Source organism: Propioniciclava sp. MC1595 (assembly GCF_017569205.1).
Taxonomy (GTDB): Bacteria; Actinomycetota; Actinomycetes; order Propionibacteriales; family Propionibacteriaceae; genus Propioniciclava.
In genome coordinates, this window is the sequence record NZ_CP071870.1 from 2,063,236 (window position 1) to 2,080,942 (window position 17,707).

The window sequence follows — 17,707 nt, forward strand, 5'->3', positions numbered from 1 at the left end:
TCATTGGAATAGATATTCCAAGTCGTCTCAGCGCCGACAGCCCGTGCTCCGTGCGCCGCGGCGAAGCGGGAGGCACGACCAGAGCCTGCCTTCCGCCCGCCGCGGCGAAGCGGGAGGCACGACCAGAGCCTGCGCTCAGCGCGCGGACACGCCGTCGAGGATCAGCCCCACCCCGAGGGCGAACGCAGCGTCGGCGTCCATGGCCTTGCCGGGGTCGGCGGGGTGGAACCGTTCCCAGTCGAGCCGCGCCTGTTCCTCGGCGACGTGGCCGAGGACGAAGTACAACAGAGCGGACGCCGCGCCGCGCGCCTCGACGGTGGACAGCCCCGCGGTGGCCAACAGCGTCGCCGGGTGACGCGTGGTGTCGTGGCGCGAGAGGCGGAAGCCACGGGCCGTCGCGACCAACTCGGCCGAGTCGCGGTGGGCGAGCAGGACCGCGCGCAGGCTGGCGGTCCAGGCCTCCACGGCCGGACGCCACAGCCCGAGGGGTTCGTCGACCTCACCGAGGATCTGGTCCGCGACCCCGGCCAGCAGGGTCTGCTTGTCGGGGACGTGGTGGTAGAGCGCCCCGGGCTGGACCTCGAGCGCGGCGGCGACCCGACGCATGGACAGCCCCTCGAGCCCATCGGCATCCAGGATCGAACGCGCCGCGTCGAGCACCTGGTGCGCGGAGAGGGCCATGGTGCGATCGTATCGGCCCGAACCGGCCGCCCGGGGATGGGTACAGTGTTCCCCGGTGTGCCGGGAAGTCTGGTCGGCGTCGATGTCCGACGACCCCGGGAGAATCCCTTGAACCCGTCATCCCCCAGCCGCCTGCGCCGCATCCTGTCGCCCGGCAGCTATCCGGAGCACCTGCGCATCGGCGCGATCCTGCGCAAGGAGACCACCGGCGGCATCATGCTCATGGTGGCCGCCCTGGTCGCCATCATCTGGGCCAACTCCCCCGCGGCCGACTCCTACTTCGCCCTGCGCGACCTGCGCATCGGCCCCGCGTCGCTCCACCTCGACCTGAGCCTCGGCGCGTGGGCGGCGGACGGCCTGCTGGCCGTGTTCTTCTTCCTGGTCGGCCTCGAGCTCAAGCACGAGTTCGTCGCGGGCGACCTGCGCAACCCCCAGCGGGCGATGGTCCCGGTCGTGGCGGCGGCGGGCGGCGTCATCGTCCCCGCGCTGATCTACGCGGCGATCAACTGGGGCCAGGGCGAGACACTGCGCGGCTGGGCGATCCCGACCGCGACCGACATCGCGTTCGCCGTGGCGGTGCTGGCCATCATCGGCTCCCACCTGCCCTCGCCGCTGCGCATCTTCCTGCTGACGCTCGCCGTGGTCGACGACCTGATCGCGATCACGATCATCGCGCTCTTCTACACCGAGTCGGTCAACGTGGTCGCGCTCGGGTTGTTCCTGGTGCCGGTGGCGCTGTACGGCGTCCTTGTCCAGACCCGCCCCCGCTGGTTCGCCGAACGGCCGTGGACGCCGTGGCTCGTCCTGCTCCCGATCGCGGTCGTGGCGTGGGCCCTGCTCCACGAGGCGGGGATCCACGCCACCATCGCGGGCGTGGTCCTGGGCTTCCTGGTCCCGGTACGCCGCAAGGACCCCGACGCCGGCGAGGGCCACGGGCTCGCGATGACCTTCGAGCACGCCTACCGCCCGCTGTCGACGGGGTTCGCGGTGCCCGTGTTCGCGTTCTTCTCCGCGGGTGTCGCCGTCGGCGGCCTCGACGGCCTCGTCGAGGCGGTCACCTCCCCGGTGGCCCTCGGCATCATCGTCGGCCTCGTGCTGGGCAAGCCGATCGGCATCGTCGCCTCCACGTTCCTGTTGACGAGGTTCACCCGCGCCACGCTCGACCCGGCCCTGCGCTGGGGCGACATGGCCGGCGTCGGCGTGCTGGCCGGCATCGGCTTCACCGTGTCCCTGCTGGTGGGCGAGCTGAGCTTCGGGCTGGGCAGCGACCACAACGACGCCGCCAAGGTGGGGGTGCTGCTCGCCTCGGTCCTGGCCGCGGTCCTGGCCGCCGGCATCCTCGTGCCCAGCAACCGGAGGCACCGGGCCATCGCCCTGGCCGAGACCAGCGACACCGACGCCGACGGCGTCCCCGATGCCTTCGACACCGCACCGCAGGACCCGACCCGCCACTGACGAGGCCGGGAGGTGGGCACACACGCCGGTGCCGCGCGAATCCCGATAGCCTCCCGGCGTGACTCGCCAGACGCCTTCGCCCGCCTTCTCGATCCGCACCCGCCTCAGCATGGTGAACGAGCCGGGCACGCTCGGCCGCGTCGCCGTGGCCATCGGCGACGTGGGCGCGAACATCACCGCCCTGGAGGGCTTCACCGTGCACGGCGCCGTCCTGCACGACGACATCACGATCTACTGCTACTCCCTCGACCACCAGAACGAGGTCCGGCAGGCCATCGAGGACCTCGAGGGCGTCGAGATCCTCGAGTGGGACGACCGGGTGCACAGCCTGCACGAGGGCGGCAAGATCGCCGTGGTGTCGAAGTCGGAACTCACCGACATGGACGACCTCGCCATGCTCTACACCCCCGGCGTGGCCCGCGAGTGCCGCGCGATCGCGGCCGACCCCGCCCGCTCGTTCACGCACACGATCCGCAAGAACACCGTCGCGATCGTCTCCGACGGCACCGCCGTGCTCGGCCTGGGCAACATCGGCCCGCGCGCCGCCATGCCGGTCATGGAGGGCAAGGCCCAGCTGTTCAAGCACTTCGGCGGGGTGGACGCCTTCCCGATCTGCATCGACACCACCGACCCCGACGAGATCGTCTCGCTGGTGCAGAAGCTCGAGCCCACGTTCGGCGGCATCAACCTCGAGGACATCGCCGCCCCGCAGGCCTTCGACATCGAGGAGCGCCTGGCCGCGTCGATGGACATCCCCGTGTTCCACGACGACCAGCACGGCACCGCGATCGTCGTGGTCGCGGCCCTCATCAACGCCCTGAAGATCGTCGGCAAGGACATCGCCGACATCAAGCTCGTCACGGCGGGGGTCGGCGCGGCCGGCATCGCGGTGATGAAGATGGTGATGGCGCTGGGCGCCACCCACATCATCGGTGTCGACCACGCCGGCGTCGTGCACGAGGGCCGGGAGGACCTCGACTCGAGCAAGCGCTGGTTCGCCGAGAACACCAACCCCGACAAGCTCGAGGGCTCGATCACCGACGTGATCGCCGGCGCCGACGTCTTCATCGGGCTATCGGCCCCCAACGTGCTGACCGTCGACGACGTCCGCTCGATGGCGCCGAACCCGATCGTGTTCGCGATGGCCAACCCCGACCCCGAGATCCGCCCCGAGCTGATCAAGGACATCGCGGCCGTCATCGCCACCGGGCGCAGCGACTTCCCGAACCAGATCAACAACGTGCTCGCGTTCCCCGGCATCTTCCGGGGCGCCCTCGACGCCCGCGCCCGCAAGATCACCGAGAACATGAAGCTGGCCGCCGCGCACGCGATCGCCGACGTGGTCGGCGACGACCTCAGCCCGGTCCACATCATCCCGACCGTGTTCGACGCCCTCGTGGCCCCGGCCGTGGCCGCCGCCGCCAGCGCGGCCGCGATCGCCGACGGGGTGTGCCGGGAGGCCTGACGGCAACCGACGGCCCCGATGACGTGATCGGGGCCGCGGCAAGTATGCTTGTCACGGTCGGATCGCGTCAGGGGAACGCCGACCGACGCGAAGCGGAGGATGGCATGCAGCGACTGCGTCCCGGGCTGGTTCTGGCCGGTCGCTACCGGATGATCCGCCACGTGGCCTCCGGCGGCATGGGCCAGGTGTGGGAGGCCGTCGACGAGACCCTTGAGCGCCAGGTCGCCCTCAAGATCATGCACCCGCACACGCAGGACGAGATCGCCCTGGTCGAGCGGTTCCGCGACGAGGCGAAGTTCGCCGCCCAGCTGTCCCACCCCAACACCGTGACCATCCACGACTTCGGCGAGCACGAGGGATTGTTCTTCCTCGTCATGGAGTTCGTGGACGGGCCGACCCTCGCCGGCGTCCTCGCCGCCGGGCCGCTGCCCGCCGAGGACGTCCGCCGCCTGCTGGGCCAGCTGGCCTCCGCCTTGGCTGTGGCGCACGACGCCGGCATCATCCACCGCGACATCAAGCCCGCCAACGTCCTGATCAGCGGCGACCAGGCCCAGCTGATGGACTTCGGCATCGCGCGCTCGATCGACAGCGACTCGCGCACCATGACCGGCAACGTGCTGGGCACCGCGCACTACCTCAGCCCCGAGCAGGCGATGGGCCAGACGGTCGGCCCGCCGACCGACGTCTACGGCCTGGGCGTCCTGGCCCACGAGATGCTGTCGGCCTCGAAGCCGTTCGACAAGGGCACGCCCATCGCGACGGCGCTCGCCCACGTGCAGGAGCCCCCGCCCCCGCTGCCCGACGACACGCCCGCCGACCTCGAGCAGCTGATCACGGCCTGCCTGGCCAAGGAGCCCGAGGAGCGCCCCACCGCCGCCCTGATCGCCCACCTGCTCACCGAGCAGCAGGCCGAGGCCGCGACGGCCCCGGCGACGGCCGAGCCGGTCGACGAGGACGCCACCGTGGCGATGCAGGCGCTCCCGCGCCGCGCGCTGTTCGACGACTGAGGCAGTCAGTCCTGCCGGCTGAAGTCGGTCACGTGCAGGACGAGGTCTCCGGCCTCGTCGCACTCGTCGAGGTCCACCCACGCGTGCAGCGCCCAGTCGTGGTTGCCCTCCGGGTCCGCCACCACCTGACGCACCTGCCACGTCCGGCCGGCCCGTGAGCCGGTGGCGACCGTCACGTCGAAGTACTTCGGCCCGCGTGCGTCGGCGTCGGTGCCGATCTCGTCGTGCTCGTCCCAGTAGGCGCCCAACGCCTCGTCCCAGTGCGCCCGCGTCATCACGACCGACTGGCCGGTCTCGAGCGTGGCCAGCGTGTCCACGTCGTCGTCGGCCATGAGCTCGATGCGCCGCCACATCGCGTTGCGGACCAGCACCCGGAACGCGCGCTCGTTGCCCGTCACCGGTCGGCTCGGCGGCGGGGCCTCGTCGACGGACGCCGCCGGCTCGCCCGCGAGGTCGGCCAGCTTGTTCCACTCGTCGATCAGCGAGGAGTCGGTGAGGCGGGTGACCTCGCCGAGCCAGGCGATCAGGTCGGCCAGTTCCTCGGTGCGGGACGCCTCGGGCACCGTCTGCCGCAGGGCCCGGTACGCGTCGGACAGGTAGCGCAGGAGGAGGCCCTCGCTGCGCTGCACCTTGTAGTGCGCCACGAACTCGCCGAACCGCATGCCGCGCTCGTACATGTCCCGCACCACGCTCTTGGGACGCACCGGCGTCTCGGCCAGCCACGGGTGCGCGGCGGCGTAGGTGGCGTGGGCGTGCTCGAGGAACTCCGCGAGCGGCTGCGGCCAGGTCACCTCGTCGAGGGCGTCCATGCGCTCGTCGTACTCCATGCCGTCGGCCTTCATCTCGGCCACGGCCTCGCCGCGCGCACGGAACTGCTGCTGGAGCAGCACCACCATCGGGTTCTCGAGGGTGGCCTCGATGACGCTCACGACGTCGAGGGCGTAGCCGGGGGCCTCGGCGTCAAGGGTCTCGACCACGGCGACCGCGAAGGCTGACAGGGGCTGGTTGAGCGCGAAGTCGCGCTGCAGGTCGACCGCGAGCGCGTGGCGGCGGCCGCCCACGGTGGGGGCGGCCAGGCGGGTCACGACGCCGGCCCGCAGCAGCGAGCGGCCGATCTGCGCCGCACGCCGGATGAGCCGCCGACGCGTGGCGGCGTCCGGGTCGACGGAGTCGATCAGGCGGGCCACGGCCGCGCCGGTGTCCTCGTCGCGCTGCAGCAGGTTGAGCAGCAGCGCGTGGCTGATCGCCAGCCGCGGGTGCAGCTCCTCGGGCTCGGACTCGACGAGCTTGGTGAAGGTGGTCTCGGTCCAGTTGACGAAGCCCTCGGGCGCCTTCTTGCGGCGCACCGAGCGCAGCTTCTTGGGGTCGTCGGCGAACTTCGCGAGGATCTTCGCGTTCTCGACCTCGTGCTCGGGGGCCTGCGCGACCACGTACCCGACCGTGTCGAAGCCGGCCCGACCGGCGCGCCCGCCGATCTGGTGGAACTCCCGGCTGCGCAGGATGCGCTGGCGGCGCCCGTCGAACTTGGTCAGCGCCGAGAACAGCACGGTGCGGATCGGCACGTTGATGCCCACCCCGAGCGTGTCGGTGCCGCAGATCACCGCGAGCAGGCCGCGCTGGGCGAGGCGCTCGACGAGGCGGCGGTAGCGCGGCAGCATGCCCGCGTGGTGCACGGCGATGCCGGCGCGCAGCAGCTTGGCCAGGCTCTGGCCGAAGCCCGACGCGAACGGGAAGCCCTTGAGCTCCTCGGCCAACTCGGCCCGGCGTCCCGCGTCGGTGACGCCCTGGCTGAGCAGCGCCTGGGCCCGCTCCACCGCCGCGGCCTGCGTGGAGTGCACGACGTACACCGGGGCCTGGTGGGTCGCCACGAGCTGGGAGATCGTCTCGTGGATCGGCTCCAGCGACCACGCGTACGACAGCGGCACCGGGCGGGTGACCCCGCCGATGACGGCCGTGGGCCGGTCCGTGGTGGCCTCGAGGCGTCCGGCGAGCTTGGTGACGTCACCCAGCGTGGCCGACATGATCACGAACTGCGCCTGCGGCAGCTCCACCAGCGGCACGTGCCAGGCCCAGCCCCGGTCGGGGTCGGCGATGAAGTGGAACTCGTCCATGACGACCTGGCCGACGTCGGCGTCTGCCCCCTCGCGCAGGGCGATGTTGGCCAGGATCTCGGCGGTGCAGCACACGATCGGCGCGTCCCCGTTGACCGAGGCGTCGCCGGTGACCATGCCCACGTTCGCCGCCCCGAAGGTGTCGACGAGCGCGAAGAACTTCTCGCTGACCAGCGCCTTGATGGGCGCCGTGTAGTAGGTGCGCTGCCCCGCCGCCCGCGCCGCGAAGTGCGCCGCGGTGGCGATGAGCGACTTGCCGCTGCCCGTCGGGGTGGTGACGACGACGTTGCTGCCCGAGAGGACCTCGATGAGCGCCTCGTCCTGGTGCGGGTAGAGCACCAGCCCGTCGCGCTGCGCCCACGCGCTGAACGAGTCGTACAGCGCGTCGGCGTCGGCGACGTCGTCGGGGAAGAACGGCAGCAGGGTCATCGACGACCTCAGGCGCGCAGCTCGGCCCCGAAGCGCTCGACGGCAGCGGCGACGGACGCCTCGCGCACGGCCGCGGCGTCGGCGTCGGTGAGCGTGCGGTCGGACGCCCGCAGGCGCAGCGCGAACGCCACCGACTTCTTGCCCTCGGGCACCTGGGCGCCGCGATAGATGTCGAACAGCCGCACGGACTCCAGCAGCTCTCCCCCACCGGACTCGACGGCAGCCTGGAGCTCGGCCACGGGCACGGACTCGTCCACGATCAGCGCGATGTCCTCCTTGGCCACCGGCTGCGCCGACACGGGGTCGAGCACACCGGCGCCGCCGAACAGGCTGACCAGCAGGTCGAGGTCGAGCTCGACGGCCGCGGTGCGCGCGGGCAGCTCGAACGCCTTGACCACGCTCGGGTGCAGCTCGCCGGCGTAGCCGACGACGGTGTCGCCGACCACGAGCTCGGCGCAACGGCCGGGGTGCCACGGCGCCTGCTGGGCGGCGCGGCGCTCGAGCGGGACGCCGACCACGCCCGCGGCCACCTCGGCGAAGGCGATCGCCTGCGTCCAGGACGCCGGCGTCGCGGGCCCCTGCCACCCGGCGGGCTGCCAGGCACCCGTCAGGACGGCGGCCAGGTTGCGCGGCTGCCACGGGATGGCGCGCTCGATGCCCTCGAGCTCGTCGTCGCTGGGCCGGCCCGCGACCGACGGCAGCGGGGCCGCTTCTCCGGTCTCGGAGGCGAAGAACACCCGGCCCGCCTCGAAGAGCGCGAGGTCGTCGGCGCCGCGTGACGCGTTGCGCGCGACGGCCCCGAACAGCCCCGGCAGCAGCGAGGTGCGCAGCAGCGGCGCCGTCTCGGCCAGCGGGTTGCTCAGGGCGACGGTGCGGCGGCGCGGGTCGTCGGCGTCCAGGCCGAGCGCGTCGGCGTCGGCGTCCGAGGCCCACGGGAAGGTCAGCACCTCGACGAAACCGGACGCCGCCAGCGCGCGGCCGATGGCGCGGCGCAGCTTCTGCTCAGTGGTGTAGCCGTGGCTCACCGGGGCCGTCGGCACGATCGAGGGCAGGTGGTCGTAGCCGACCTTGATGCCGACCTCCTCGACGTAGTCGTAGGCGTCGACGAGGTCGGCGCGCCACGACGGCGGCGTCAGGGTGAGCGTGTCGCCGTCGCGGGCGACCTCCACCCCGGAGGCGGTGAGGATCTCGACCACGCGGTCGGCGTCCACGGGCATGCCGAGGATGCGCTGCGGCAGGCCGGCGTCGATCGTCTGCACCGGCATGGCGGGGACCGCACCGGCGACCGTCTCGGCCGCGAGGCGTCCGCCACCGAGCTCGATGAGCAGGTCGGCGACGCGGCGGGCGGCGCCGTAGGCGGCCCCCGGGTCGACCGAGCGCTCGAAGCGCCGCGAGGCCTCGGAGCCCAGCTTGTGCCGGCGCGAGGTGCGCGCGATCGAGACCGGGTCGAAGTTGGCGGCCTCGATCACGATGCGGGTCGTGGTGTCGCGCAGCTCGGTGTCCTCGCCGCCCATGACGCCGGCGATGCCGATGGGGCCACGGTCGTCGGTGATGACCAGGTCGGCCTCGTCCAGCGTGCGCACGACGTCGTCGAGCGTGGTGATGGTCTCGCCCGGCTTCGCCTGGCGCACCACGATCGCGCCCTGCAGGGCGTCGGCGTCGTAGCAGTGGTTGGGCTGGCCGGTCTCGAGCATCACGTAGTTGGAGATGTCGACGCTCAGCGAGATCGAGCGCATGCCGCACGCGGCGAGGCGCTGCTTCATCCAGGCCGGCGACTCGGCGGTGGGGTCGAAGCCCTCCACCGTGAGCGCGACGAACAGCGGGCAGGCCTCGGACTCGAGCACGACGGGGTGGCCGCCCTGGCTCGGGGCCGGGGTGGCGTGGGCGATGACGTCGCGGTAGCCGACGCCGAGGGCCTGGGACGCCTCACGGGCCAGGCCGCGCACGCTCAGGCAGTGCCCCATGTCGGGGGTGACCGGCATGTCGAGGACGTCGTCGGACACGCCCATGGCTTCCAGCGCCGGGGCGCCGATGGTCCAGGGGTTGCCCGCGTCGTCGGCGTCACCGAGCACGATGATGCCGGTGTGGTCCTCGCCCAGGCCCAGCTCGTCCTCGGCGCAGATCATGCCGTCAGAGACGTGCCCGTAGGTCTTGCGCGAGCCGATCGGGAACGGGCCGGGCAGCGTGGCGCCCGGGAGCGCGACCACGACGTGGTCGCCGGGGACGAAGTTCAGTGCGCCGCAGATGACGCCGCGCGGCCAGTAGGCGTCACCGGACGCCGTGGCCAGCTCCACGACCTCCCCGCCCTTGGCCAGCGGGCCGGGGGCGGCGTCCGGGGCGTGCTCGGGGCCGACGTCGACGTGACACCAGCGGATGGTCTTGCCGTTCTTCTGCGCCTCCTCGACGAAGTCGACGACGCGGCCGATGACGACCGGCCCCGACACGTCGCCGCCGATGGTCTCGACCTGCTCGACCTCCAGCCCGGCGCTGACCAGCGCGTCCGCCAGCTGCCACACGCCGAGGCCGGCGGGCAGGTCGGCGTACTCGGCGATCCAGCTCTTGGTTGCCCTCACCGGGACTCTCCCTTCAGCATCCGGCTGAACCGGACGTCTCCCTCGACCATGTCGCGCATGTCGGCGGCGTTGTTGCGGAACATCAGCGTGCGCTCGATGCCCATGCCGAACGCGAAGCCCGAGTAGACGCTCGAGTCGACGCCGGCAGCCTCCAGTACGCGCGGGTTGACGACGCCACAGCCGCCCCACTCGATCCAGCCCTCGCTGCGGCAGGTCTTGCAGGGCGCGTCGGGGTTGCCCACCGAGGCGCCGTGGCACACGAAGCACTCGAGGTCGTACTCGGCGCTGGGCTCGGTGAACGGGAAGTAGTTGGGGCGGAACCGCGTGCGGATGTCGCCGAACATCTCGCGTGCCAGGTGGTCGAGGGTGCCCTTGAGGTGGGCCATGGTGATGCCCTGGTCGACGACGAGGCCCTCGATCTGGTGGAACACCGGGACGTGCGTCGCGTCGAACTCGTCGGCGCGGTAGACCTTGCCGGGGCACACGACGTAGACCGGCAGCTCACGGTCGAGCAACGACCGGATCTGGACCGGCGAGGTGTGGGTGCGCATCACGACGTGGCTGTTGGCCGGCGCCACGAACAGGGTGTCGGTCTCGCCCCGCGCGGGGTGGTCGGGGCTGATGTTGAGCGCGTCGAAGTTCAGCCACTCGGCTTCGGCCTCGGGACCCTCGGCGACCTCCCAGCCCATGGCGACGAAGACGTCGCTCATCAGGTCGATCAGGCCCGTGATCGGGTGGATCGCACCCTGAGGGGCCAGCGCCACCGGCAGCGTGACGTCGACGGTCTCCTCGACCAGGGCACGCTCCAGCTCGGCGGCCTCGACCTCGGCCTGGCGGGCGGCGAGGCCCTCGGTGATCAGGGCGCGGGCGGCCCCGATGCGCTGGCCGGCGTCCTTGCGGGCGGCCGGAGGCAGCGCGCCGATCTCACGGTTGGCCAGCGCGATGGGCGCCCGCTCACCGGCGTGGGCCAGGCGGGCCTCCTTCAACGCCGCACTGTCGGACGCCGCGGCGAACGCCGCCAGCGCAGCCGCCACCATCGCGTCCAGGGACTCCGCGCTCAGCGCGGCCACCTGCTTCGGGTCGTAGTTGTCGTTCGGCCCGGACATGGGCCCTCCTTGTCGGTTCGTTCGTCGACGCTCAGTTGGTGGCGCGCTGGGCCGAGGCCGAGGCGTACAAGCAGATCGCGGCTGCGGTGGCCAGGTTCAGGGACTCGGCGTGACCGTAGATCGGCACGGCGACCGTCTGGTCGGCCAGGGCGAGGTGCTCGCTCGGCAGGCCCCAGGCCTCGTTCCCCATCACCCACGCGGTGGGGCGGGACAGCTCGGCGTCCAGATCGGTGAGGTCGACACCGGCGTCACCGTCGGTGGCGAAGACCTGCAGGCCGGCGGCGCGGCAGGCCTCGATGGCCTGCTCCAGCGGCACGCCGGTCACGACGGGCAGGTGGAAGATGCTGCCGACGCTGGCGCGCACGGTCTTGGGGTTGTACACCTCGACCGAGTCGGTGCTGAGGATGACCGCGTCGGCGCCGAACGCGTCGGCGCACCGGATGACGGTACCGGCGTTGCCGGGGTCGCGGATCTGGGCGCAGATCACGATGAGCCCGACGTCTTTGCGGCGGTGCTTCTTCTTCTCCACTGCCGGGTTCTTGCGCCTGGTGCCGAGCAGCTCGCTCAGCGTGATGTCGATGTTGCGCGCCACGGCCGTGATGCCCTGCGGGGTCACGGTGTCGGACATGGTGGCGAGGTTCTGCTCGCTGACCGCGTACACCTGCACGCCGGAGGAGCGGGCGAGGTCGATGAGGTCGAGGTTGTCGTGGACGCTGGCCCAGCGCACGAACAGCCACTTCACGACGCCGGGGGCCTTCAGGGCCTCGCGCACGGCCTGGCGGCCCTCGACGAGGAACTCCCCCGCATCCTTGCGCTCCTTGCTTCGCAGCAGCTTGCGGGCCTCTCGCAGGACAGCCTGGCTCGGCTCGTCCAGTTCGATCCGTTCGGGGCTCATCTCACCATCCTCGTCGTCGTTCGGGTTCACCTTGCCACACCTGATCCGGCACGAAGCGGCAGCCCCCGGGAGTGGACCCGGGAACTGCCGCTGTCGTGTCGTGCGCGTGGCTCAGGCAGCCGCGGGCTGGTTGGCCTTGGCCAGCTCGACGAGCTTCGCGAACGCGTTCTCGTCGGTGACGGCCAGGTCGGCCAGGATCTTGCGGTCGACCTCGACACCAGCGGTCTTGAGGCCCGAGATGAAGCGGTTGTACGTCATGCCGTTGGCGCGGGCAGCGGCGTTGATGCGTTGGATCCACAGCGAGCGGAAGTCGCCCTTCTTGTCCTTGCGGTGGGCGTAGCTGTAGGTGTAGCTGTGGAGCATCTGCTCCTTCGCCTTGCGGTAGAGGCGCGAACGCTGCCCCCGGTAACCGGAGGCGAGCTCCAGCACCTCGCGGCGCTTCTTCGCCGCGTTCACTGCGCGCTTGACGCGAGCCATGGTCGATCTCCTTGTTGTCTGTGCGTGTGGTGGTGGGGCTGGCCTACAGGCCGAGCAGCTTCCGCGCGGTCTTCTGGTCGGCCTTGCTCAGGACGACGTCGCTGCTCAGGCGGCGCGTGCGCTTGGTGGGCTTGTGCTCGTTGAGGTGGCGCTTGCCCGCGCGCTGGCGCATGAGCTTGCCGCTCCCGGTGACCCGGATGCGCTTCTTGGCACCGGAGTGCGTCTTCATCTTCGGCATGTCGCCGCTCTCTTTCTCTCGTGAACTCGCGTTCGGTCCGGGGCCCGCGCCGAGCCGGTGGGCTGGCACGTGGACCCGGGAGTCTCTTACAGGTCGATGTCGGGGTCCAGGTTGTCGGCCGGCCCCCGCTTCCTCTTCGGCTGGGCTGCAGCCTGCTCGGCGACGCGGTGCTCGGCGAGCTGGCGCGCCTCCTCCTCGGCGGCCGCCCTGCGCTGCGACATGCGCGCCTCCTTGGCGGCCTCGCCCTCGGCACGCGCCTCGGCCTTCTTGCGGGTCGGGGCGAGCACCATCAGCATGTTGCGGCCGTCCTGCCGCGGCTGGCTCTCGACGGTGCCGTCCTCGGCGACGTCCTCGGCCAGCTTCTTCAGCAGGTTGAAACCGAGCTCGGGGCGGCTCTGCTCGCGACCACGGAACATGATCGTGATCTTGACCTTGTCGCCGGCCTTGAGGAAGCGGACCACGTGGCCCTTCTTCGTCTCGTAGTCGTGCTCGTCGATCTTCGGGCGGAGCTTCATCTCCTTGATGACGGTGTTCGCCTGGTTGCGGCGGCTCTCACGCGCCTTCTGCGCGGACTCGTACTTGAACTTGCCGTAGTCCATGAGCTTGGCGACCGGCGGGCGGGCCTGCGCGGCAACCTCGACGAGGTCGAGGTCGGCCTCGCGAGCCAGGCGCAGGGCGTCGTCGATGCGCACGATGCCGACCTGCTCGCCGTTGGGGCCAACAAGACGAACCTCGTTCGCATGGATGCGCTCGTTGATGCGCGGTTCGGTGCTGATGTGTTCCTCCATCGTTCGTGGTGTGGCTCGCCCACGAAAAAAGGCCCCCGCAGCGTGCGGGAGCCCAAGCCGACGGCACTCACCCTCTCAACGAGGGGCACCTGGACCCGGCAGCCGTGAGGCCGATCGGGTGGGAGCTTGGCGACTCCACTTGCCACGGACGCACCTTCTCAGGTGGTCGAACCGGACCAGCATAGCGGACGGCTGGGCCCGGACCCAATCGGGCGACGACACTCACACATAGTCCCCGCGTAGCAGGGTGCTGTGCCTCACAGACTTTCCCCGCGTGAGGGGGTGGGGCCGGCCACGATGGGGTGTGCGGCTTGAGGAGAAGTTGTCGATGAAGGCCAGGGTCGAGGTCACCAAGCGGTACGCGCAGGCGTACGCGGACGCGCCGAAGCAGGGCAAGAGCGTGATCTTGGACCAGGTGGTGGGGGTGACGGGCTGGAACCGTGACCATGCCCGTCAGCAACTCCGCTTGCGGTTGCTGCAGGCGCCGGGACGGGCAGTGGCAACGGTCGCGGTGATCGATCGGCGCAAGACCAAGCCTCGCCGGTACTCCTACGATGCGACCAAGGTCCTGCAACAGGTGTGGGCCACCAGTGGCGGTAGTTGCGGCAAGTACCTGGCTGCCGCGATGGGCGACTGGCTGGACGCGATGGAGGCCGAAGGGTCACTGGTGCCCGGGGTGGAGCACTACCACGACGGGGTCCGTGCCGAGCTCGAGGCCATGTCCGCGGCCACGATCGACCGCTACCTGGCGCCGGCCAAAGCGCGGGACCCGATCCGCGGCAAGACCAGCACCAAGCCCGGGCACCTGTTGCGCCAATCGATCCAGGTACGCAAGGCCGGTGACGAGGTCGAGGGCGAACCCGGGTTCTTCGAGGTCGACACGGTCGCCCATTGCGGGCCCACCCTGAAGGGCGAGTTCGCCAGGAGTGTGAACTTCACCTGCGTGCACACCGGCTGGGTGTACACCCATCCCATCCGGAACAACGCCCGCGTGCACGTGCTGGCCGCTTTCGACGCGTTCGTTGAGGCGGTGCCGTTCGCCGTGACGGGCATCGATTGCGACAACGGCTCGGAGTTCATCAACCACCAGATCATCGGCTGGGCCGGTGACCGGGATGTGTTCTTCACCCGATCCCGGCCCTACAAGAGCAACGACCAAGCCACCATCGAGTCCAAGAACGGCCACCTCGTGCGCCGATACGGGTTCTACCACCGCTACGACACCCCGGCCGAACTCGACCTCCTGACCCAGTTGTGGCCCTTGGTCAACGACAGGTTGAACTTCTTCACCCCGACCAAGAAACCCATCGGGTACGGCACCGACAAGCTCGGCCGCCGCAAGCGCCTCTACGACCAGCCCCGCTCCCCCTACCGGCGGCTCCTCGAGGCAGGCGTCCTCAGCCCCGCCCAAGAACACGAACTCGCCGCCTACCGGGCCACCCTCAAACCCACCCGGATCGCCCGGCAGATCACCGAACTCCAAGCCGAACTGACCCGCTTGGCCGCCACCAAGACCCGCCGCCTCGAAGACCAACTCACCTGGCGAGCCCCCGACATCAAAGCCCTCAAGATCCGCGCCGGCTAGACCCCCGTTCCCGGGGAAAAATCTGTGAGGCACACGCCCCATCAGCCGGGGACTTGACTATGAGGCACCACGTCGGGGCGAGGGGCGCGACACTCACCGTCGTCACATCCACGGGGGAAGGCAATCCCCCTCAGGCGTGACAACGGTGAGTGTCGTGCTCAGTGCCCGTGGTCGTCGCCGGCGTCCTCGCGGTCGAGATACATCCAGCCGAAGCCGCCGTCGGGGAGCTCCACCAGCCGGTGACCCTGGGCCAACTCGTCGATGACGCCCGCCTCGATCACCAGGGGGTGCGGCCCCGGCAGGTCGATGACGACCGCGGCCGACTTCGTCTCGACCGCGGTTGCCGCCACGTCGTCCAGCGTGCACGGGACCGGGCGGGCGTCGGGCTTCCAGGCGTTCAGGGAGTCGATGCCGGTGAACACCGGGACCGCGGTGGCCCCCGAGTCAGAGCGCACCAGCACCGCCGCCATCTCGGCGTGGCGGTCAGGGTCGGGGCCCGAACCGGGCTCCCCCTCGTCGCCGGCAGCCACGATCGGCAGCAGCAGACGGGCGGTGCACAGGGCCGCGATGGCCCGGTGGTAGTTCGTGCCGCCGTCGTACGCCGTGGCCAGGATCGAGCGCAGCTCGGGGTCGGGGTGTCCGTGGTCCCCCGCGAAGGCGGCGTTGGGCTGTCCGAGCGTCTTCATGGGCATCACCGTTGCACAACCGGGCCAACCACCCAAACCGCGCCCACGTCCAGCCCGTACGCTGGTGCCCATGGACCCCAATGTTCTCCACCTGGTCGTCGCCGCCGTGCTGACCGTCGTGTTCGTCGTCATCACCGCGCTGGTCTGGTCGCGCGCCCAGGTCAAGACGGTCTTCTGGTGGATCGGGCTCAGCCTGCTGCCCATGGGGCTCTACCTGCTCGGCCTCGCCCCCGCCGTCGTCGGCGCGTACGAGACGCTGCGCGACTGGGCCTACGCCCTCCAGCTCACGCCGGTGGCGTGGGTCGGCATCGCCCTGGCCGGGCTGTCGGCGCTGCTGATGCTCGGCTCGCGGCTCATCCCGTCGGAGTCCTACCGCGACCGCCGCGCCGCGCAGAAGGAGAAGAAGGCCAAGGCTGCTGCCTCCGGCTCGGCGCGCCCCCAGGTCGGCAGCGGGACGCCGTCCCGGCCGGCTGCCCAGGCCCCGGCTCCCCGGCCCGCGAGCCAGCCGCGGCCCGCGGCGTCCAAGGGCACGAGTGGGGACGCCGAGATGGACGAGATCACCGAACTGCTGCGCAAGCGCGGCATCAACTGACGCCGCGCACGCCTCAGCGCGCGAGGTACTTGGCGGCGACGGCAGCGAGGCCGTCGAACTGCTCCTGGGCCAGGCGGCCGTCGGAGCGCATGATCCCCAGCACCGGGCGGTCGGAGGTGTCGGCCAGCTCGACGAACGCCCAGTGGTCGGCCGGGCCGAAGCGCACCGACGCGATCTCCGACCACGGGATCTCGTGGGTGACGGCCATGTTGCGGAACTTCATGCCCTGCGGGCCCGCCTTGACGTAGCCGAGGGCCGCGGCCCAGACGATGCCCAGCATCACGGCCACGAAGAAGATGAGCGTGGCGATCTGGAAGCCGTTGAAGAGGACCCGGATGTTCTGGGGAAGCATGAACCACCCGAACACGGCGGCACCACCCATCACGATCGTCCAGATCGCAGCCTGGCGGCGCAGCATGTGCGGGTGCGCCGTGAACTCCCACGTGGAGGTGTTGTCAGCCATGTGGTCAGAGCCTACAAGCCGCGATGTCGGTGACGAGGATGCCCTCGGCGCCCACGTTCCACAGCTCATCCATGATCGTCGGCGCGTCCTTGGCCGGGATCATCGCGCGGACGGCGAGCCAGCCCTCGCGGGCCAGGTGCGACACGGTCGGGCTGTCGATGCCCGGCGTGATCGCGCTGGCGCGCTCGAGGTTCGAGGCGGCGACGTTGTAGTCGATCATCTTGTAGTTGCGCGCGGTCATCACGCCGGCGAGGCGGCGGGTGAGCCGGTCGAGCCCCTCGGGCCGGTCGACGCCGGTGGGCTGGATCAGGATGGCCTCGGAGATCAGGATCGGCTCGCCGAACATCTCCAGGCCGGCCCGCTTCAGGGTCGACCCGGTCTCGACGACGTCGGCCACGGCGTCCGCGACGCCCAGCTTGACCGCGGACTCCACCGCGCCGTCCAGCTTGATCAGGCGGGCGTTGATGCCGCGCTCGGACAGCCAGGCGCCCAGCAGGCCGGGGTAGGAGGTGGCGATGCGCTTGCCCTCGAGGTCGGACGCCGTCCACGACGAGCCGCCGGGCGCGGCGAAGCGGAACCGGGTGCCGCCGAAGCCGAGCGCCAGCACCTCCTGGGCCGAGGCGCCCGAGTCGAGCAGCATGTCGCGGCCGGTGAAGCCGAGGTCGAGCGTGCGCTCCCCCACGTACACCGCGATGTCGCGCGGGCGCAGGTAGTAGAACTCGACGCCGTTGGCCTCGTCGACGAGCACGAGGTCCTTGCTGTCGGAGCGCTGCTTGTAGCCGGCCTCGGTCAGCATCGCGTGCGTGGCCTCGGCCAGCGAGCCCTTGTTGGGCAGCGCGATGCGCAGCAGGGGACGGTCGTTCACTTCGGCTCCGATCACAGGTAGCGGTAGACGTCGTCGAGGGTGATGCCCTTGGCGACCATGAGCACCTGCACGTGGTAGAGCAGCTGGCTGATCTCCTCGGCGGCCTCGTCGTGGGACTGGAACTCGGCGGCCATCCAGGTCTCGGCGGCCTCCTCGACGATCTTCTTGCCGATGAAGTGGACGCCGGCGTCCAGCTCGCGCACGGTGCCCGAGTTCTGGGGTCGGGTCCTCGCCTTCTCGGTGAGTTCGGCGAACAGCTCCTCGAACGTCTTCACGTGGCGTGAGTCTACG

General features: G+C 70.9%; 17 protein-coding genes. 5 read left to right on the plus strand and 12 right to left on the minus strand.

Going from position 1 to position 17,707, the window contains the following annotated elements; genetic code table 11:
* Positions 1-135: 135 nt before the first annotated feature.
* Entirely contained in the window at positions 136-681 is a 546-nt protein-coding gene (locus J4N02_RS09745; protein WP_182818377.1) for a TetR/AcrR family transcriptional regulator C-terminal domain-containing protein, read from the minus strand.
* 108 nt (positions 682-789) lie between these two features.
* Here J4N02_RS09745 and nhaA point away from each other — a divergent pair, with 108 nt between their 5' ends.
* The 3 genes from nhaA to J4N02_RS09760 all read left to right on the plus strand — a co-directional run bounded on the left by nhaA (position 790) and on the right by J4N02_RS09760 (position 4,608).
* Entirely contained in the window at positions 790-2,136 is a 1,347-nt protein-coding gene (gene nhaA / locus J4N02_RS09750) for a Na+/H+ antiporter NhaA (RefSeq protein ID WP_223202726.1), read from the plus strand.
* 58 nt (positions 2,137-2,194) lie between these two features.
* Complete coding sequence (locus J4N02_RS09755; RefSeq protein ID WP_243760769.1) at positions 2,195-3,601, plus strand: NAD-dependent malic enzyme; 1,407 nt, start codon at positions 2,195-2,197, stop codon at positions 3,599-3,601.
* A gap of 104 nt (positions 3,602-3,705) precedes the next feature.
* Positions 3,706-4,608 (plus strand): serine/threonine-protein kinase, encoded by a 903-nt coding sequence (locus tag J4N02_RS09760; RefSeq protein ID WP_188334654.1) that lies wholly within the window; start codon positions 3,706-3,708, stop codon positions 4,606-4,608.
* Between the two features lie 5 nt (positions 4,609-4,613).
* On the opposite strand, the gene J4N02_RS09765 is transcribed toward J4N02_RS09760, so the two are convergent.
* The 7 genes from J4N02_RS09765 to infC form a co-directional block, all read right to left on the minus strand.
* The gene (locus J4N02_RS09765; RefSeq protein ID WP_188334655.1) at positions 4,614-7,148 is read right to left on the minus strand and encodes an RNA helicase; all 2,535 of its coding nucleotides are present in this window, start codon (positions 7,146-7,148) and stop codon (positions 4,614-4,616) included.
* An 8-nt stretch (positions 7,149-7,156) separates the two neighbouring features.
* Complete coding sequence (pheT, locus tag J4N02_RS09770; RefSeq protein WP_188334656.1) at positions 7,157-9,721, minus strand: phenylalanine--tRNA ligase subunit beta; 2,565 nt, start codon at positions 9,719-9,721, stop codon at positions 7,157-7,159.
* On the minus strand, positions 9,718-10,827 hold the full coding sequence (gene pheS, locus J4N02_RS09775; RefSeq protein WP_188334657.1) for a phenylalanine--tRNA ligase subunit alpha: 1,110 nt from the start codon (positions 10,825-10,827) through the stop codon (positions 9,718-9,720). Before pheS ends, pheT begins: the two co-directional genes overlap by 4 nt.
* 31 nt (positions 10,828-10,858) lie before the next feature.
* Positions 10,859-11,722, minus strand: a complete 864-nt coding sequence (locus J4N02_RS09780) for an RNA methyltransferase (protein WP_188334658.1) — start codon at positions 11,720-11,722, stop codon at positions 10,859-10,861.
* 111 nt (positions 11,723-11,833) lie between these two features.
* Complete coding sequence (gene rplT / locus J4N02_RS09785; protein WP_182818365.1) at positions 11,834-12,199, minus strand: 50S ribosomal protein L20; 366 nt, start codon at positions 12,197-12,199, stop codon at positions 11,834-11,836.
* 43 nt (positions 12,200-12,242) lie between these two features.
* Positions 12,243-12,437 carry a 50S ribosomal protein L35 gene (gene rpmI / locus J4N02_RS09790; RefSeq protein WP_188334659.1) on the minus strand — a complete coding sequence of 65 codons (195 nt, stop codon included), beginning with the start codon at positions 12,435-12,437 and terminating at the stop codon, positions 12,243-12,245.
* A gap of 86 nt (positions 12,438-12,523) precedes the next feature.
* Positions 12,524-13,225 carry a translation initiation factor IF-3 gene (gene infC, locus J4N02_RS09795; RefSeq protein ID WP_188334660.1) on the minus strand — a complete coding sequence of 234 codons (702 nt, stop codon included), beginning with the start codon at positions 13,223-13,225 and terminating at the stop codon, positions 12,524-12,526.
* 328 nt (positions 13,226-13,553) lie between these two features.
* Between infC and J4N02_RS09800 the strand changes: the two genes are divergently transcribed.
* Positions 13,554-14,810 (plus strand): DDE-type integrase/transposase/recombinase, encoded by a 1,257-nt coding sequence (locus J4N02_RS09800; protein WP_208090919.1) that lies wholly within the window; start codon positions 13,554-13,556, stop codon positions 14,808-14,810.
* A 158-nt stretch (positions 14,811-14,968) separates the two neighbouring features.
* On the opposite strand, the gene J4N02_RS09805 is transcribed toward J4N02_RS09800, so the two are convergent.
* A complete protein-coding gene (locus J4N02_RS09805; RefSeq protein WP_182818362.1) occupies positions 14,969-15,496 on the minus strand; it encodes an SseB family protein in 528 nt (175 codons plus the stop codon).
* A 70-nt stretch (positions 15,497-15,566) separates the two neighbouring features.
* On the opposite strand from J4N02_RS09805, the gene J4N02_RS09810 reads away from it, so the two are divergent.
* Positions 15,567-16,088, plus strand: coding sequence for a hypothetical protein (locus tag J4N02_RS09810; protein ID WP_188334678.1), 522 nt, complete (start codon positions 15,567-15,569; stop codon positions 16,086-16,088).
* A gap of 13 nt (positions 16,089-16,101) precedes the next feature.
* Here J4N02_RS09810 and J4N02_RS09815 read toward each other — a convergent pair whose 3' ends face one another.
* From J4N02_RS09815 to J4N02_RS09825, 3 genes are read right to left on the minus strand one after another with little or no spacing between them, the layout of a single operon-like run.
* Positions 16,102-16,551, minus strand: a complete 450-nt coding sequence (locus J4N02_RS09815; RefSeq protein ID WP_182818359.1) for a PH domain-containing protein — start codon at positions 16,549-16,551, stop codon at positions 16,102-16,104.
* 4 nt (positions 16,552-16,555) lie between these two features.
* Positions 16,556-17,401 (minus strand): ATP phosphoribosyltransferase, encoded by an 846-nt coding sequence (hisG, locus tag J4N02_RS09820; protein ID WP_220492320.1) that lies wholly within the window; start codon positions 17,399-17,401, stop codon positions 16,556-16,558.
* Between the two features lie 26 nt (positions 17,402-17,427).
* Positions 17,428-17,691 carry a phosphoribosyl-ATP diphosphatase gene (locus J4N02_RS09825; protein ID WP_188334677.1) on the minus strand — a complete coding sequence of 88 codons (264 nt, stop codon included), beginning with the start codon at positions 17,689-17,691 and terminating at the stop codon, positions 17,428-17,430.
* Positions 17,692-17,707: the final 16 nt, after the last annotated feature.

Bases quoted from the DNA above. Each gene is read 5' to 3' on its own strand.
- infC (WP_188334660.1), bottom strand. From the start codon at position 13,225: ATGGAGGAACACATCAGCACCGAACCGCGCATCAACGAGCGCATCCAT.
- J4N02_RS09810 (WP_188334678.1), top strand. From the start codon at position 15,567: ATGGACCCCAATGTTCTCCACCTGGTCGTCGCCGCCGTGCTGACCGTC.
- J4N02_RS09760 (WP_188334654.1), top strand. From the start codon at position 3,706: ATGCAGCGACTGCGTCCCGGGCTGGTTCTGGCCGGTCGCTACCGGATG.
- J4N02_RS09745 (WP_182818377.1), bottom strand. From the start codon at position 681: ATGGCCCTCTCCGCGCACCAGGTGCTCGACGCGGCGCGTTCGATCCTG.
- J4N02_RS09815 (WP_182818359.1), bottom strand. From the start codon at position 16,551: ATGGCTGACAACACCTCCACGTGGGAGTTCACGGCGCACCCGCACATG.
- rpmI (WP_188334659.1), bottom strand. From the start codon at position 12,437: ATGCCGAAGATGAAGACGCACTCCGGTGCCAAGAAGCGCATCCGGGTC.
- pheS (WP_188334657.1), bottom strand. From the start codon at position 10,827: ATGTCCGGGCCGAACGACAACTACGACCCGAAGCAGGTGGCCGCGCTG.
- J4N02_RS09780 (WP_188334658.1), bottom strand. From the start codon at position 11,722: ATGAGCCCCGAACGGATCGAACTGGACGAGCCGAGCCAGGCTGTCCTG.
- J4N02_RS09765 (WP_188334655.1), bottom strand. From the start codon at position 7,148: ATGACCCTGCTGCCGTTCTTCCCCGACGACGTCGCCGACGCCGACGCG.
- J4N02_RS09805 (WP_182818362.1), bottom strand. From the start codon at position 15,496: ATGAAGACGCTCGGACAGCCCAACGCCGCCTTCGCGGGGGACCACGGA.
- J4N02_RS09800 (WP_208090919.1), top strand. From the start codon at position 13,554: ATGAAGGCCAGGGTCGAGGTCACCAAGCGGTACGCGCAGGCGTACGCG.
- rplT (WP_182818365.1), bottom strand. From the start codon at position 12,199: ATGGCTCGCGTCAAGCGCGCAGTGAACGCGGCGAAGAAGCGCCGCGAG.